This window comes from Bacillus marasmi (assembly GCF_902168435.1).
GTDB lineage: Bacteria > Bacillota > Bacilli > Bacillales > Cytobacillaceae > Bacillus_BU > Bacillus_BU marasmi.
This window is the reverse complement of the sequence record NZ_LR656187.1, coordinates 13272-29452: the sequence shown is the minus strand read 5'-3', so window position 1 is coordinate 29452 and position 16181 is coordinate 13272. Positions and strand designations below refer to the sequence as shown.

At 40.4% G+C, this 16181-nt stretch carries 13 protein-coding genes; 2 read left to right on the top strand and 11 right to left on the bottom strand.

Features of this window, described 5'->3' with window-relative positions:
- Nucleotides 1-102: 102 nt before the first annotated feature.
- The 8 genes from pruA to FXW34_RS21270 all read right to left on the bottom strand — a co-directional run bounded on the left by pruA (nucleotide 103) and on the right by FXW34_RS21270 (nucleotide 11932).
- On the bottom strand, nucleotides 103-1650 hold the full coding sequence (gene pruA, locus FXW34_RS21305; RefSeq protein WP_147536047.1) for an L-glutamate gamma-semialdehyde dehydrogenase: 1548 nt from the start codon (nucleotides 1648-1650) through the stop codon (nucleotides 103-105).
- Between the two features lie 598 nt (nucleotides 1651-2248).
- A complete protein-coding gene (locus tag FXW34_RS21300) occupies nucleotides 2249-3421 on the bottom strand; it encodes a CamS family sex pheromone protein (RefSeq protein WP_147536046.1) in 1173 nt (390 codons plus the stop codon).
- A gap of 13 nt (nucleotides 3422-3434) precedes the next feature.
- The gene (gene ligA / locus FXW34_RS21295) at nucleotides 3435-5441 is read right to left on the bottom strand and encodes an NAD-dependent DNA ligase LigA (RefSeq protein WP_147536045.1); all 2007 of its coding nucleotides are present in this window, start codon (nucleotides 5439-5441) and stop codon (nucleotides 3435-3437) included.
- A 15-nt stretch (nucleotides 5442-5456) separates the two neighbouring features.
- Nucleotides 5457-7715 carry a DNA helicase PcrA gene (gene pcrA, locus FXW34_RS21290; RefSeq protein WP_147536044.1) on the bottom strand — a complete coding sequence of 753 codons (2259 nt, stop codon included), beginning with the start codon at nucleotides 7713-7715 and terminating at the stop codon, nucleotides 5457-5459.
- A gap of 115 nt (nucleotides 7716-7830) precedes the next feature.
- Nucleotides 7831-8517: a heptaprenylglyceryl phosphate synthase gene (gene pcrB, locus FXW34_RS21285; protein ID WP_147536043.1), complete on the bottom strand. Its 687-nt coding sequence runs from the start codon at nucleotides 8515-8517 to the stop codon at nucleotides 7831-7833.
- Between the two features lie 233 nt (nucleotides 8518-8750).
- On the bottom strand, nucleotides 8751-9065 hold the full coding sequence (locus tag FXW34_RS21280) for a YerC/YecD family TrpR-related protein (RefSeq protein ID WP_147536042.1): 315 nt from the start codon (nucleotides 9063-9065) through the stop codon (nucleotides 8751-8753).
- Nucleotides 9066-9083: 18 nt separating this feature from the next.
- Nucleotides 9084-10133, bottom strand: a complete 1050-nt coding sequence (locus FXW34_RS21275) for a DUF3048 domain-containing protein (protein WP_246141244.1) — start codon at nucleotides 10131-10133, stop codon at nucleotides 9084-9086.
- Between the two features lie 59 nt (nucleotides 10134-10192).
- Complete coding sequence (locus FXW34_RS21270) at nucleotides 10193-11932, bottom strand: adenine deaminase C-terminal domain-containing protein (RefSeq protein WP_147536041.1); 1740 nt, start codon at nucleotides 11930-11932, stop codon at nucleotides 10193-10195.
- A gap of 197 nt (nucleotides 11933-12129) precedes the next feature.
- On the opposite strand from FXW34_RS21270, the gene FXW34_RS21265 reads away from it, so the two are divergent.
- On the top strand, nucleotides 12130-12411 hold the full coding sequence (locus FXW34_RS21265) for a YgaP family membrane protein (RefSeq protein ID WP_147536040.1): 282 nt from the start codon (nucleotides 12130-12132) through the stop codon (nucleotides 12409-12411).
- Between the two features lie 92 nt (nucleotides 12412-12503).
- Nucleotides 12504-12611 carry an EYxxD motif small membrane protein gene (locus FXW34_RS23650; protein ID WP_342780885.1) on the top strand — a complete coding sequence of 36 codons (108 nt, stop codon included), beginning with the start codon at nucleotides 12504-12506 and terminating at the stop codon, nucleotides 12609-12611.
- On the opposite strand, the gene purD is transcribed toward FXW34_RS23650, so the two are convergent.
- The 3 genes from purD to purN all read right to left on the bottom strand — a co-directional run bounded on the left by purD (nucleotide 12595) and on the right by purN (nucleotide 16173).
- Complete coding sequence (purD, locus tag FXW34_RS21260; protein ID WP_147536039.1) at nucleotides 12595-13866, bottom strand: phosphoribosylamine--glycine ligase; 1272 nt, start codon at nucleotides 13864-13866, stop codon at nucleotides 12595-12597. The genes FXW34_RS23650 and purD overlap by 17 nt on opposite strands.
- 185 nt (nucleotides 13867-14051) lie before the next feature.
- On the bottom strand, nucleotides 14052-15590 hold the full coding sequence (gene purH, locus FXW34_RS21255; protein ID WP_147536038.1) for a bifunctional phosphoribosylaminoimidazolecarboxamide formyltransferase/IMP cyclohydrolase: 1539 nt from the start codon (nucleotides 15588-15590) through the stop codon (nucleotides 14052-14054).
- The gene (gene purN, locus FXW34_RS21250) at nucleotides 15583-16173 is read right to left on the bottom strand and encodes a phosphoribosylglycinamide formyltransferase (RefSeq protein WP_147536037.1); all 591 of its coding nucleotides are present in this window, start codon (nucleotides 16171-16173) and stop codon (nucleotides 15583-15585) included. The genes purH and purN overlap by 8 nt, the downstream gene beginning before the upstream one ends.
- Nucleotides 16174-16181 lie beyond the last annotated feature (8 nt).

Here is a 16181-nt window from a genome sequence, read left to right as displayed (position 1 = left end):
AGTAATTTTCAGTCATTTATTTTCTGCTTCACCCCATAAATTCACGCTCTTATACAAACAAAGACCTCATCTCATGTCGAGATAAGGTCTTTAAAATCTTCGTTAAAATTGTTCCGAAGTTGTTTTTGCCTGCATATGAAGCAATAAATAATCCGGTCCACCCGCTTTTGAATCCGTGCCTGACATATTAAAACCGCCAAAAGGCTGGTAGCCAACAATCGCACCTGTACATCCTCTGTTAAAGTACAGATTACCGACATGAAAATCCTCACGCGCCTTTTCCATATGATAGCGATTTTTTGTTACTACGGCTCCGGTTAAACCGTATTCCGTATTATTTGCCATTTCAATTGCTTCATCAAACGTTTTCGCTTTTGAAAAACCAACTACAGGCCCAAATATCTCCTCTTGCATGATTCTTGCCTTCGGATCTAAGTCAGCAAAAACAGTCGGTTGAATAAAGTAACCTTTTGAACTATCGCCTGTTCCTCCCGCTACTAATCTACCTTCCTGCTTACCTATTTCTATATATTCCATAATTTTCTGATAAGCATTTTCATCAATCACTGGTCCCATGAAGGTTGTTATCGATGCTGGGTCAGCAACAGTAAGCCCTTTCGTCAACTCGATAACACGCTCTAATACTTGATCATAAACATCTTCAACCACGATTACCCTTGAACAAGCAGAACATTTCTGACCGGCAAAACCAAACGAGCTTGCAACAATTGACTGCGCTGCGAGTTCTAAATCAGCTTCACTGTCGACGACCATTGTATCCTTTCCACCCATTTCCGCAATGACTCGCTTCAGCCAAATTTGTCCATCATTTACTTTCGAGGCTCGTTCATAAATGCGAATACCAACTTCACGCGACCCAGTAAAACTTATAAACCGAGTGTCTTTATGATCGACTAAATAATCGCCCACTTCAGCTCCACTACCTGGAACAAAGTTCAATACACCTGCTGGAAGTCCCGCTTCCTCCATAATCTCAACAAATTTAGCCGCGACAATTGGTGTCGCAGAGGCTGGTTTCAAAAGCACCGTGTTACCAGCAACAATCGCTGCCACCGCAGTTCCAGCCATAATAGCTAATGGAAAATTCCACGGAGAAATAATTATGCCGACCCCTAAGGGAATATAGTCATAACGATTAAACTCATTCGGTCGGCTCTGGACTGGCACACCATCCTTATGCAGTAGCATTTGCCGACCATAATATTCAAGGAAATCAATCGCTTCCGCAGCATCAGCGTCTGCTTCCCGCCATGGTTTTCCTGCTTCCTTTGTTAGAAGTGCTGAAAATTCAGCTTTACGACGACGTAAAATGGCTGCTGCTTTAAACAATACATCAGCTCGCATTTCAGGCTTTGTTTTCCGCCAAGTTTTAAATGCTTCAACTGCTGCCTGCATTGCCCGTTCTGCAAGTTCACGATTTGCCTTAGATACCCTGCCAATAACCTCCTGCTTGTTTGCAGGATTCAACGATATGATTTTTGCCTCAGTCGCAATTTTTTCGCCACCAATGACTAAATCGTAATCGCATCCTAAATAACTATTAACCGTTTGTAAACCTTTAAGATACTCTTTTTGGTTTTCCTCTTCGGTAAAATCTGTAAAAGGCTCGTGCTTGTAGGGTTGTACCATTTTATCGCCTCCTATAGCTGATTTCTCCCCTATTTTATCATTACTCAAAAAGTCGCTCAAATATTGCTATAATTTTTTATATTTTAAAATAATAATATGAGGAAACGCTAATTTGCGGACATAGGAGCCGCTATTTGGACAAAAGACAGTGCCTTTGTGGTCGAAGCGGACAATAAATCCGCTATTTGCCCAAATTGCAGACTAGATTGCATGATTTCCACTAAATAAGGTATCGGGTGTCCGCTAAATTCTTAAATCAAGGCATTTGACTACAAATAAGGTACTCTGTGTCCGCTAAATCACTGGCATCATTCCGATAGCGGACATAGGAGCCGCTATTTGGACAAAAACCAGTCCCTTTGTGGTCGAATCGGACAATGAATCCGCTATTTGCCCATAATGCAGACTAGATTGCATGATTTTCACTAAATAAGGTGCCGGGTGTCCGCTAACCTTCTAAACGAAGCCTTCTGACTGCAAATAAGGCACTCTGTGTCCGCTTAGTGCCGGCAGACATTCTTCGCAAAAGCAACCACAACCCCAACCACAAAAAAGGCAAACTCCGTAAAGTTTGCCCTAACTTATATATTTTTCAAAACTACTGATATATGTGCACAATAGGATCATTTTTATCAGCCTTGCGAATAATTAAAGCCTCCGGACCATTGACTGATGAAATCGAAACCTGAACAGACACATAATTTGGGAAATGCTCCATTACTAAGCCGGTCACATATTGCGTGAAACCAACACCTTCTGCTTTTCCGTAAAATTGAATTGGAATATTGATAGACAATTCATGAAGCTGGTTCCCAACATAAAACGCCTTGCCGATTACCCCATTAAAATTAGGGAAGTACTCCTCAACATCCTGCTTGAAGTTTTGGAAAAACGTTACATCATCACGATGATCTTTCGTTGCAGACTCAGATGGGAACAAATAATACTTTTCATCAATTGCCTCCCAACCTCCAAGCGTATTACTACCTTTAGGTACATTTGCATATGCAAAGAAATTCCCTGGAACAACTGAAGATTTGTCTGCTTGCTCAAACAACGCAATCGTTACAGGAACATCTTCCAATCCCTCAACACCACGAATTCGCTTAGCTACCTCTGATGCAATTTCCTTACCTTTACGCTCAAGTTCCTCATGTGGAATTTTACGTTCAAACACATCACCAAATTGGACGGTTCGGTAATAATACACAGAATTTAACGCTAAACCTAGGACAACTCCATCAAGATGAACATTTCCATTGTCATCTTTAGTTAAATAGTCATGCTCTAAAATATGGGCTAAATATATCGGACTCTTTTCATTGCGCGTTTTTAAGTCGCCAACCCCATCATCAAGTGGATTCAAGCCGATATTCTCAGTATCCTTAAGTCCTTCAGCAGCTAATTGCTCTGGTGTAAACTGCCGATTTAACCATAAGCTTACCGTCTTCTTTTTCAAGTATTGACCTTCCTGGAAAAAATACTTATCTGGACTAAAATTTTTCAATGCTACGCGCATTAAGCCTGTCTCAAACTCATTAATATCATAACGAGTATTTAAGTTATTAACGACTAATCCACGTGCTTCCCCTGGTTTAAATGGTAAAATGGTTCGATAATACTGGTCAGAAATTTGGTATTTTGGAATAATCGCTTTCTCTTTTGAATCATTTTTGTTATTTTGAACTACTTCGTCATCCTTTTTAAAATTAGGAGCGCAAGCAGTCAACAACAGAACCAAAGACAAAGCAATCATTACTAGTCTTTTCATGTGTTTCCCTCTCTTACTTGGTTAATTCTTCAATCATTCTCTCCTCGTTCCATATTTCAATGCCCAAATCCTGAGCCTTCTTCAGTTTTGAGCCAGCATCTTCTCCAGCAATCACAAGGTCAGTCTTTTTACTAACACTACCTGCCACATTGCCGCCGAGTGCTTCAATTCTTTCCTTCGCTTCATTTCTGTTTAACTGCTCGAGTTTACCTGTTAGCACGATCGTTTTTCCGGCAAAGAAAGAATCAGAAGCTTCCATTGCGACAAGCTTTGGACCTTTATATTCCATGTTGACGGAAACAGTCTTTAATTCCTGAAGTAGCTCCTGAACCTCTTCCTTACTAAAATAAGTTACAACTGAATCAGCCATCTTTTCGCCAATTTCATTAATTGCCGTCAATTCCTCGACAGTTGCAACCGCTAAACGGTCCATATTTTCGAAATACTGTGCCAATGTTTTTGCTGCTTTAGCACCGACATGACGGATTCCCAAACCAAACAATAGCTTTTCTAATGAGTTCTCCTTAGATGCTTCAATTGCACTGAGCAATTTTTGAATCGACTTTTCACCCATGCGCTCTAATCCAATTAATTGCTCGCGCTGCAATTTGTAAATGTCAGCAACATCAACGATCAGCTTTTCCGCAAATAATTGACTGATGACCTTTTCCCCTAAGCCTTCGATATTCATCGCTCCGCGGGATACAAAATGAATCAGTCCTTCACGAATTTGCGCCGGACATTTAGGATTTATACAACGAAGTGCAACCTCATCTTCAAATCGTACCAGTTCACTCTCACATTCGGGACAATGTGTTGGCATTTTAAATTCCTGTTCTTCACCTGTACGGCGCTCCACCAAAACATTAACTACTTCTGGAATAATGTCACCCGCTTTTTTGACAACTACTTGATCCCCTAAGCGGATGTCCTTTTCACGAATCAAATCCTCATTGTGCAAGGAGGCCCTACTAACAGTAGTCCCTGCAACCTTAACCGGTTCCAAAATTGCAGTCGGGGTGATGACGCCGGTTCTGCCCACATTTAGCTCAATATCCTTTAATGTAGTGACAACCTCTTCGGCCGGGAATTTGTATGCGATTGCCCAACGAGGACTTTTAGCTGTAGTTCCTAAACGATCCTGTTGCGTGAGTGAATCAACCTTAATAACAATACCATCTATTTCATAAGGCAAGTTTGGCCGTTTTTCGCCCCAGCTTTCTACAAAATCAATCACACTGTCAATATTAGGGCATTTAGTACGTTCTTTATTCGTTTTAAACCCTAGTGTATCCAACCAATTTAAGCCTTCGCTATGTGATGTGACGGTATCCCGTTCAACACCAGCAATACCATACAAAAATACATCCAAATTACGCGATGCGGCGATTTTCGGATCAAGCTGTCGCAATGAGCCAGCTGCTGCATTTCTAGGATTAGCAAATGCTTCCTCGCCTTTCTCAGCCTTAACCTTGTTCAGCGCTTCAAAGGAGCGTTTTGGCATAAATGCTTCACCGCGCACCTCGAGGCTAACTGGCTCCTTAAGCCTGAGCGGAATTGAGCCAATCGTTTTCAAATTTGCAGTGATATCCTCGCCAATCGAGCCGTCACCACGCGTTGCCCCTTGAACAAAGATCCCATCCTGATATCGAAGCGAAACAGCTAAACCATCTATTTTCAATTCACATACATACGAAAAATCATCACCAACAATTTGGCGAATACGACGATCGAAATCCCGCAAGTCCTGTGCATTAAAGGCATTACCAAGACTAAGCATTGGCGTACGATGTTCAACCTTTTCAAAGCCTTCTAATACTCCGCCACCTACGCGCTGGGAAGGCGAATCAGCCGTCTTTAACTCTGGGAACTGTCCTTCAATATCAATTAATTCCTTCATCAAACGGTCATACTCTGCATCTGGTACTGTTGGCGTATCCAGAACGTAATACTCGTAATTATATTGGTTTAATAATGAATGCAGCTCGCTAATTCGATTTTTTTGTGTTTGAAGGTCCATATATGCAACCCTTTCTTATGCTTTTTTAATCGGTGCAAATTTGGCAAGCAATCTTTTAATTCCTACTGGCTTCGGAAAAGCAATATCCAATTCTAACCCGTCACCTTCACCCTTGACACTCACAACAGTACCAGTTCCCCATTTACCGTGCTCTGCTTTATCACCTACACGCCAAGATAATTCATCTCCACCTGTAGCTGTCGCATTAACAGTTGGACGCATCACGATTTTTTTCTGTGGCTGCTGTTTCGTAAATGACTGGAATGAGGATGAACTACTACTACTATTACCACGACCACCACTAAAGCCTGCTGATTTTCGCGCTGGCTCCATTCCTTCAATTAAATCATCCGGAATTTCCTTAATAAATCGAGATGGTGGGTTCATATTTGTTCTACCAAACAAAGTCCGCATTTGCGCATTAGTGATAAACAATTGCTCCTCTGCCCGAGTAATCCCTACGTACGCAAGGCGACGCTCCTCCTCCATCTCCGCCTCCTCAAACAGCGAGCGGCTATGTGGAAATACCCCTTCCTCTAAGCCCATCAGAAACACCACTGGGAATTCCAATCCTTTGGCAGAATGCAAGGTCATTAACACAACAGTATCAGTCTTTTTTTGTCCTTCCTCATCAAGGCTATCAATATCTGCTACTAATGCGAGATCAGTCAAGAACGCAACTAAGCTTCTGTCCTCATTTTCTTCTTCAAAGTTTTTTGTTACAGATAGTAACTCGTCTAAGTTTTCTAGTCTGCTTTGTGCTTCCAACGATTTTTCAGCGATTAGCATTTCACGATAACCAGATTTGTCTAATATCTCCTCAACTAGTTCAGTTACTGATAAAAACTCCTGCATTTGTGAGTAGCCTTTAATTAAATCACGAAACTCCGCTGCAGCTTTTGTAACCTTTGGGCTTAATCCAATTAGTTCAACCGAATCAAGTGCCGCAAACATGGAGATATCATGCATCTGCGCAAAATTGGCTATCTTATCCAGTGAGCTTGAACCAATTCCCCGCTTCGGAACATTGATTACCCGCGCAAAAGAAATTTCGTCATCCGGATTAGCCACTAATTTTAAATAAGAAATAATATCTTTAATTTCTTTCCGCTCATAGAACTTAATCCCGCCGACGATTGAGTAATCAATATTCGATTTTAATAAAACTTCCTCAATTACACGAGACTGTGCATTGGTACGATATAAAATCGCTATTTCAGAGCGTTTATACTTGCCGCTATCGACGAGTTCCTTAATTTTCCCTGCAACGAATTGGCCTTCACCTTGCTCGCTATCGGCACGGAAATACGAAATTTTATTTCCTTCTGCATTTTGCGTCCAAAGATTCTTCGGCTTTCGATTCAAGTTATTTTTAATTACTTCATTCGCTGCCAGTAGAATTCGTTGAGTCGAACGGTAATTTTGCTCTAAAAGAATAACCTGTGCATTCGGATAATCTTTTTCAAACGATAAAATATTGGCAATATCCGCCCCGCGCCAGCGATAAATGGATTGGTCTGAATCGCCGACAACACATAGATTCTTAAAACGTGCAGCAAGTAACTTTACAAGCATATATTGCGCTCTGTTCGTATCTTGGTACTCATCAACATGAATATATTGAAATTTACGTTGATAAAACTCAAGCACTTCCGGTACGCGCTGAAATAGTTGAATCGTCTGCATAATTAAATCATCGAAATCTAATGAACTATTTTTCCGTAATCGCTTTTGATATTCCTTATAAACATCGCTTACAACCTGTTCAAAATAGCCTCCAGCATTTTTCTCATAGGTTTCAGGGTCTATCAGTTCATTCTTTGCTGAGCTGATTGAGCCTAATAAAGCCCGCGGATCGTATTTTTTCGGATCAAGATTTTTTTCCTTTAAGATCGCCTTAATTACCGACTGCTGGTCGCTTGTATCTAGAATCGTAAAATTGCGGCTAAAACCAATTCTATCAATATCTCGTCGCAGAATTCTCACGCACATCGAGTGGAAGGTTGAAATCCAAACCTCTTCAGCAGCCCCACCCATTAAGTTTCCAATCCGCTCTTTCATTTCCTTAGCCGCTTTATTAGTAAAGGTAATCGCTAATATATTATAAGGATTTACCCTTTTCTCCACGATTAAATAGGCGATTCGATGCGTTAGCACCCTCGTCTTTCCACTACCTGCCCCAGCCATGATTAGCAGCGGGCCATCTGTTGCTTTGACAGCTTTTTTCTGTTCTGGGTTCATCCCGTTTAACAGTCGATCAGTCAAATATTGCATCTATTTCACCACTCATATTGTTATTTAGTATCTAAACAGCATTAATCAATCGTTTGATTAATATTGTTCTTACCCAAGATTGAAACTAGTTTGTTAAAATCAATCAAACGTTTGATTAACCTTTAACTGCTGTCACTGTTGCCAGTGCTTGTTTAATATCCTTATAAACTATATTGCCAACAACAATAACGTCCGCGTGCTGGGACATTTCCTTAGCCTGCTCTGCTGACGTAATTCCGCCACCATAAAAAAAGGTCGCCCGCTCTAAATGCGGCTTCACTTCCTTCAGCCATTCCGGATTTCCATAAGCCCCACTATATTCCATATAAAAAATCGGCAAATTAAACATCTTATCAGCTAGCATCGCATAAGCAATAACATCATCTAAATCAAGCGCAGTATTTGCATTTGTTAACTTAGCAGCTTTACACTCTTCGTTTAAAATACAATACCCTTCCACCATTATTTCATCCCAATTTAGCAATTCACCAAATTCCTTTAATGCATGGTGGTGAAGACCTGTGACCCATTCTGTGTCACCGCTATTTAATACTGTTGGGATAAAATATAAATCAAATCCTGGCGAAATTGCATCAATGTTAGATACCTCTAACCCGCAAGGTACAGGATAACGACGGACGCGAACTAGCAAATCTAGAACTTTATCGAGCGTCACGCCATCAGTGCCCCCTACTATTACCGCATCGGTTCCCGATTCACAGATTTTTTCCAGCGCCTCATCAGAAATCTCTTTATCAGGATCGAGTTTAAACACATGACGCCACTCGCGTACATCGTACATTCCTTCTAGCCTCCATTCTCATTTCCATTTCACCATTATATCATTTTGTTCATTTGATTTAAAAAATAATTCAAAAGCAGAAGCGGCTTGCCCAGGAGCGACAGGCACAAGACGAGCCCTGCAGGAAATCCTGATTTCCGGAAGGGATTGGCTTGTGACCCCGAGCTCCTAGCCGCTGGCGCTAGACGACAAAAAAATACCAAAGTATTTTCACTTTGGCATCCTTCTATTTATTATTCTTGGCTTTTTTCTACTTCAGGCTCTTTAACCCGGTCTAAGGCCATTTCATATGCTTCATTTCCATAATTCAAACAACGTTTTACACGTGAAATTGTTGCCGTACTTGCACCTGTTTCAGTTTCAATCTTATGGTAAGTATTACCCTCACGTAGCATTCTTGCAACTTCTAGACGTTGTGCCAAAGATTGAATTTCATTTACAGTACATAAATCATCAAAGAAACGATAGCACTCTTCAATATTTTCAAGGGCCAAGATCGCTTTAAATAATTGATCAAGTTCTCTTCCTCTTAATTTATCAATTTGCATCTTCTAATACTCCTTTTATCATTCTGATTCATTTGCTTCAAACTTCACAGAACCTGAAAGTCCAGGACTTGAAGGGATTACATTAATCCACGTTTTACCAGGAACTAAACCAATAACAGTACCGTTAAGTGCTGGGACAATTTTGCCATCCTGACTTTTCCATTCAACTTCCCTAATAATACCTTTTTGCAACAGATAAGCTTTACCACCTGAGCTTAAATCGATTTTACGACGACCTGCATCATCAATCGTTTGGTGTGCAGTTTCTACAACTAAGATATTATCCAATAGCACTGGATCATCCGTATCGTGATTAACGGTTTGAGCTCCCGCTGAAGATCGTTTATATTTTCCAATTTGTTGATCGTACTCATAAGTTGCTGTAAAAGTAGCATTATTATAATAAGCAACCGTGACTTTATCTGCTTTTTGACCCTCAAGTTTCTCCACTTCATCCCTTGTTAGGAATGTCAATGGTTCAGGAGCCTTCTCCATTGAATAGCCTTCTTTATTTGCTCCTTCAATAATTTTTTCATAAGTTATATACGAATTATGTGGAGCAACTCGATCAGATGACCTTTTAAAAAGCGAGCCATCATACTGCATGCCATTTAAATGATCGATATAACCGCTTTCAAGCATTTTTCTTGCCTCTTCACTGTAACCGTGGGCAATATATATGCTGTCATAGGCCTTAGCCAATTTAATATAATATTCTCGGGCACTTCGGACAGGTCCAATTCGCTCCGGCTTTTCACTTTGGAATATCGCCAGAAACCTTGTGACGCTTCCTTCTGCCAGCAGCTCATATACAATATCGGCTTGATCTAAACCTGATTGCTGCCTTGCATCAGGATGATTATTAACCATCACCGCCACTGCTCGTCCACCGATATCTTCCTTCGTTGCCACTCCAGTTAACGGATAATGATTCGCTATGGTTACTGTTTCCTTATGATTGTTTTGGACTTCCTTACCTTTATGCTCTGTTACGGTATCTTTGGTTTGGCTACATCCTGATAATAAAAGGAGAAAAGCCATTGCCAAAGTGAGATATCTCTTTAGCAACTTACTCACCTCAATCCGGTTATGGTCCCATCCTCTTAGTACTTTATTACTTTTATATTTTAACGCATTATAGTCGGAAAGAGTATCATTTTATTCATTACATCATACATGCCTTGCTGGGTTACTCTAATATACGGCAAATGAGTCGCAGATAAAAACAACATTGAGTAAATTGGATCCTCAAACTGATAACCGCATCCCTTTAAATAAGTAAACAGCTTATTTTCTTCAACAATCAACTCTTCAACCTTTTTCTCAGACATGATACCCTTTAACTGCAAAGGAATCTCTTGAGTAATTACACCCTTTTCACAGCAGACTATACCACCACCGATTTCCTTCATGCGATTAAAGGCTGTAAACATATCTTGCTTATTTTTCCCAATTAATATAATATCACCAGTATTTGAAAATGAGCTGACCAAACCTGATAAGCGATTAGCGAACCCTTTTATCAAAGTGTTGATTCTCCACTTTCCTTTCCGGTCAATAAGCATAAAAAAGCATTCATCATGATCCGGTGACAGTTCATCCAATGAGCAATCAATATAAATTGAATAAGGCTTTGTAATGACTGAATTCTCCATTTTAATTCCAAATGGCATTGAGAACTGCATATCATCTGAGGTTAGCTCCCATTCAATGTTGAGAGGTTTTAATCCATGATTTTCCCAGTGAACTTGATAAGAAGGGCTTACAGCTTTCCCATCTCGTTTAATCCATTGACCCTTTGCCAAAACAGATACTGGGGTTGGATTTTTCTCATCTGTTAAAAAGTTTAGATTGGCAATTCGCCCTGTTGCAATATTTCCAAGCACATGGTCAATACCGTAATAACGGGCCACATTAACCGTAGCCATATTATAGGCATCAATAACCGGAACTTCGTGAGCAATAGCAATTCGAATCATTTCATCAATAATTCCTTTTTCATAAAAACTTGCAGAGGCGCCATCCGTTGTTAAAATAAAGCGGTCATAAAAATCAATTCCCCGCTCATGAATCTCCGTAAATAATTTAGGCAGGTCAGGTCGAATCGATGAATGACGTAGCGAGACCATATAGCCTTGCATCAATCTTCGATACACATCTTCCCCCGTCATTGCTTCATGATCGCAATCCGTCCCTAATAACATCATCTTAGCTAAAGTTTTCTCAGAAGCACCAGGGAAATGGCCTTCTATTTTTTTACGTCCACGTTTCGTTTCCTGTATCCAATGCAAAAGTAGATCATCGCCATCCAACAGCTTTGGCCACCCGGTAAGTTCTCCACCCTGCAGGACACTATCTTGCTCTAGCCAATTCTTGATATTTGCTTGAGAAAAGACGCGATTTTCATTTAAAATCTCGGTTTGAGCATCAAATCGACACCACCAATACATCGATGCGGGAATTTCCTTCATTTCTTTTATAAAAGAAATAGCATCCTTTGTGGCTAAATTAACAGCTAGCATTAAATTATCGTTGATTAAGGTCGTTGTTCCAAACTGGCAGGCATATTCCGCTAATGCGTGGGGATTATATAATAAGAAAGGATGAGCATGAGGTTCTATATAACCTGGAACGATTAAATAACCATTACAATCAACAATTTCACAGTTAGATTGCATTTCAGGTAATTGATCACCAACATATACAATTCGATCCTCATATATCCAAATATTTGCCTTCATCCATTTCTTGAAAACCTGATTAAGGTAAGTAGCGTTTTTTAGCAATATAGTGGGTGCGCATTTTCCATCCAATACGGAAACATGCTCACGTAATTGTTTATTTTTCCATCGATAACGTTGTTCCATAGTACCGTTCCCTCCCTAAAACGTGGGATATCCAAAAACAATGAAAGTGCAAGCGGCTTGTGAAGTGAGCCCCCGACGCTTGCGCTAGAGTTTGTGAAAACCCTTTCATTGTTATTATACTAACATATTTCGCAATTTAACGCACTAAAGAATGTGGAAATAAATTGTTAAATTTCAACTAAGGATGTGACAAACACATGACGATAAAACCTAATATTGGAATACTGAACGCATTAATTAGAATTAGCCTCGGCTTTACACTTCTAGCTTGGACCACCGCTAAGCTGGTAAAACGACCATGGCGCGACTCGTATTTAATTGTAGCATTTGTCGCTGCAATGAAGATTGGTGAGGGAATTGTTCGTTATTGCCCACTTACAGCCCTGTTCGAAAACTGGGGAGACACCCAAGAAAATCAAAATTCACAACAAAGCAATGAAATCGATACAGAGACAATTCTTCCATACAATCCGACTTAATAACTTGTACGCAATTCACAATCACAGCAAAAATAAAAAAGGCTGCTACAACCAAATTGGTTATGGCAGCCTTTAAATGAAGGAGAGATATCATGTTTTATGAATACATCACAGATATGTCTTTTGTTATTATTACCCTTATTGGAAGCATTATCGCCTTATACTACGTATATGGACGAAAGGCTAATAAAGGGCGCTAGCAATTGCTCTCGCACCAATATCCTTGCGGTAAAATACACCTTCACGAGTAAGCTTTTCTAATTCCTTATAAACATTTTGTTGGGCGAGTTTTAAATCTTTTCCCTTAGCACCTGCTAGGAGGACTCGTCCACCATTTGTAACAAAACGTCCTTCTTCATCTAACTTCGTTCCTGCATGGAACAAATAAACTTCATCACTCATATCAGTAAGCCCGTTAAGAACTGCACCCTTCTTGTAATCACCAGGATAACCTTCTGATGCTACAACGACACCAATACAATAGTTATCATCCCACTCAAGTTCAGGTGTTTTACCATCTAGTAATGTTAATAGCACTTCAACTAGGTCTGATTTTAATCTTGGTAAAATGACCTGTGTTTCAGGATCACCAAATCGTGCATTAAATTCAATAACCTTTGGACCTTTATCTGTTAAAATCAAGCCTGCATACAGAATTCCAGTAAAGCTTCTGCCTTCTTCTATCATTGCTTGAGCAGTTGGGTGAAGAATGGTTTCAATTGCTGTCTGTACAGCATCAGCACCAATTTGCGGTACCGGCGAATAAGCACCCATACCACCTGTATTAGGACCTTGGTCACCATCATAAGCGCGTTTGTGGTCCTGAGCAATTTCAAGCGGGACGACAATATCGCCGTTCACTAATGCCATAAGCGAGAATTCCTCACCAGCTAAAAACTCCTCCACTACAACCGTTGCTGAAGCGTCACCGAATTTTTCATCCAATAGCATGTCTTTTAACGCTGCAAGTGCTTCATCCATTGTCATTGCAACGACTACACCTTTACCAGCAGCAAGACCGTCAGCTTTAATAACGATTGGAGCTCCAAGCTTTTCCACATATTGCTTTGCAGCCTCATATTCGCTGAAAACAGCATATTCTGCAGTAGGAATATTGTATTTATGCATTAAATCCTTTGCAAAGGATTTACTACCTTCAATTAATGCAGCAACCTGTCGAGGTCCGAACACCTTTAAGCCTGCTTCTTCAAATTTATCAACTACGCCTTCAAGTAGCGGATTTTCAGGTCCAACAAAAGTTAAGCCAACTCCGTTTTCCTGAGCGAATTTAACTAATGCATCTTGATTGCTTTCTTCAATCGCAACAAGCTCTGCAACGTCCGTCATTCCAGCATTACCAGGAGCAACAAACACTTTTTCCACCAATGAGCTTTCTTTCATTTTTCTGCAAATCGCATGTTCTCTGCCACCACGGCCGATGACTAAAACGTTCATGTTTTCTGCCTCCTCTTAATGTTTGGCTACCGTTGATTTCCGTTCCGGGCACGAACGGTTCGCGGGCGGTGCGGCAAGCCTCCTCGGCGCTAAAGCGCCTGTGGGGTCTCCCCATTGCCCTTTAATCCCGCAGGAGTCTCCGTGCCCTCCTCTCCAATCAACTAAATGGAAAAATCACATTCATTTTAATGTTTAAAGTGACGTACGCCAGTGAATACCATTGCAATTCCGTATTCATCTGCTTTATTAATAGAATCCTGGTCACGAATGGATCCACCAGTTTGAATAATCGCTGTAATTCCTGCTTTAGCTGCTGCTTCAACGGTATCATCCATTGGGAAGAATGCATCAGAAGCTAGTCCTGCACCTTTTGCTGCTTCGCCTGCTTGCTCAAGCGCAATTTTAGCGGAGCCAACACGATTCATTTGTCCTGCACCAATTCCAAGCGTTTTTTCACTATTTGCAACAACAATTGCATTTGATTTAACATGCTTTACTACTTTCCAACCTAGCTTTAAAGCTTCCCATTCTTCTTCAGTTGGTTGGCGTTTAGTTGGAACTGTAATGTTTGCATCATCTAATGTATAACGATCTTGGTCTTGAACTAATAATCCACCCTCAACTGATGTTAACACGCGTTCTGGTTTTTGTTTTTCACCAAACGGAATAGTTAATAAGCGAAGATTTTTCTTGCCAATTAAGACTTGAATTGCTTCTTCAGAGAACGAAGGAGCGATAATTATTTCTAAGAAGATTTCATAAAGCTTTTCAGCAGTCGCTTTATCAACTTCACGATTCAAAGCAACAATTCCACCAAAAATTGATACTGGATCTGCTTCATACGCTTTTGTATAAGCATCAAAAATATTAGCTCCTGTACCAACTCCACATGGATTCATGTGCTTCACAGCTACTGCTGCTGGCTCAGAGAATTCCTTAACAATTTGTAGAGCTGCATTCGCATCATTAATATTGTTGTAAGACAATTCTTTACCATGTAACTGCTCAGCATTTGCGATTGAGAAATTAGATCCAAGTGGCTTACGGTAGAAGGCAGCTTCTTGGTGAGGATTTTCTCCGTAACGAAGCGATTGCTTTAATTCATAAGTAACCGTTAGTTTTTCAGGATTTTCTTCCCCAGACAATCCAGTCATATATTCAGCAATCATTGCATCATAGCTAGCTGTATGACGGAATACTTTCGCGGCTAATTTACGACGAGTAGCCGGTTGAACAACACCTGTCATATTTAACTCAGTTAATACTCGTGGATAATCCTCTGGATCAACAATAACTGTTACATACTGATGGTTTTTTGCAGATGCTCGTAGCATTGTTGGACCACCGATATCAATGTTTTCAATCGCATCATCAACCGTTACATCCGGCTTGGCAATTGTTTGTTGGAACGGATATAAGTTTACGATAACAAGCTCAATTGGGTTAATGCCGTGAGCTTCCATTTGTTGTTGATGATCTTCGTTATCGAATTTAGCTAATAAACCACCATGAATCAATGGGTTTAATGTTTTTACACGACCTTCTAAAATTTCCGGAAAGCCTGTTACATCGTTAACACCGATTACAGGAACTCCCGCTTCTTGAAGTGCTTTTTTAGTTCCACCTGTTGAAATAAGCTCATAGCCTAAATCACTTAAACCTTTTGCAAATTCCGTAATCCCCTGCTTATCAGATACGCTAATAAGCGCGCGCTTTTTAGCCATTTTTTACTTCCTCCCTCGATTTGGACACTAGCATCTGTATCACCGCTGGATACAACTGGTGCTCCACTCTATGTATCTTTTCTTGTAATGTTTCAATTGTTTCATTCTCAGTAAGATCGACTGTTTCTTGTGCAATAATCGGACCGGAATCCATTCCTGCATCAACATAATGTACCGTTACACCGCTTACCTTCACCTTTGCACGAAGTGCCTGACCCATTGCATCCTTCCCAGGAAAAGCTGGCAATAGCGACGGATGAATATTGATAATTCGCCCTTCATACGCCGACAGTAGAGTTGGACCAATTAGTCTCATATAGCCTGCCAATACGACTAAATCAATCTTGTACTCTGCTAACTTTGCTAAAATTTCCGTTTCATATGCCTGCTTATCAGAAAAATCCTTAGCAGTAAACGCAAAGTACTCAATTCCTGCCGCTTTTGCCCGTTCAACTGCGTAAGCATTTGGTTTATCACACACGAGAAGATTAATTGATGCAGTTAAGGACCCGTCTTGAACTGCATCGATAATAGCTTGAAAATTGCTTCCATTCCCGGATGCAAAGACAGCAATGTTTTTCATCCGTATCC

Bases quoted from the DNA above. Each gene is read 5' to 3' on its own strand.
- pcrB (WP_147536043.1), bottom strand. From the start codon at position 8,517: ATGTACGATGTACGCGAGTGGCGTCATGTGTTTAAACTCGATCCTGAT.
- FXW34_RS21265 (WP_147536040.1), top strand. From the start codon at position 12,130: ATGACGATAAAACCTAATATTGGAATACTGAACGCATTAATTAGAATT.
- pcrA (WP_147536044.1), bottom strand. From the start codon at position 7,715: ATGCAATATTTGACTGATCGACTGTTAAACGGGATGAACCCAGAACAG.
- FXW34_RS23650 (WP_342780885.1), top strand. From the start codon at position 12,504: ATGTTTTATGAATACATCACAGATATGTCTTTTGTTATTATTACCCTT.
- FXW34_RS21300 (WP_147536046.1), bottom strand. From the start codon at position 3,421: ATGAAAAGACTAGTAATGATTGCTTTGTCTTTGGTTCTGTTGTTGACT.
- purH (WP_147536038.1), bottom strand. From the start codon at position 15,590: ATGGCTAAAAAGCGCGCGCTTATTAGCGTATCTGATAAGCAGGGGATT.
- pruA (WP_147536047.1), bottom strand. From the start codon at position 1,650: ATGGTACAACCCTACAAGCACGAGCCTTTTACAGATTTTACCGAAGAG.
- ligA (WP_147536045.1), bottom strand. From the start codon at position 5,441: ATGGACCTTCAAACACAAAAAAATCGAATTAGCGAGCTGCATTCATTA.
- purD (WP_147536039.1), bottom strand. From the start codon at position 13,866: ATGAACGTTTTAGTCATCGGCCGTGGTGGCAGAGAACATGCGATTTGC.
- FXW34_RS21280 (WP_147536042.1), bottom strand. From the start codon at position 9,065: ATGCAAATTGATAAATTAAGAGGAAGAGAACTTGATCAATTATTTAAA.
- purN (WP_147536037.1), bottom strand. From the start codon at position 16,173: ATGAAAAACATTGCTGTCTTTGCATCCGGGAATGGAAGCAATTTTCAA.
- FXW34_RS21270 (WP_147536041.1), bottom strand. From the start codon at position 11,932: ATGGAACAACGTTATCGATGGAAAAATAAACAATTACGTGAGCATGTT.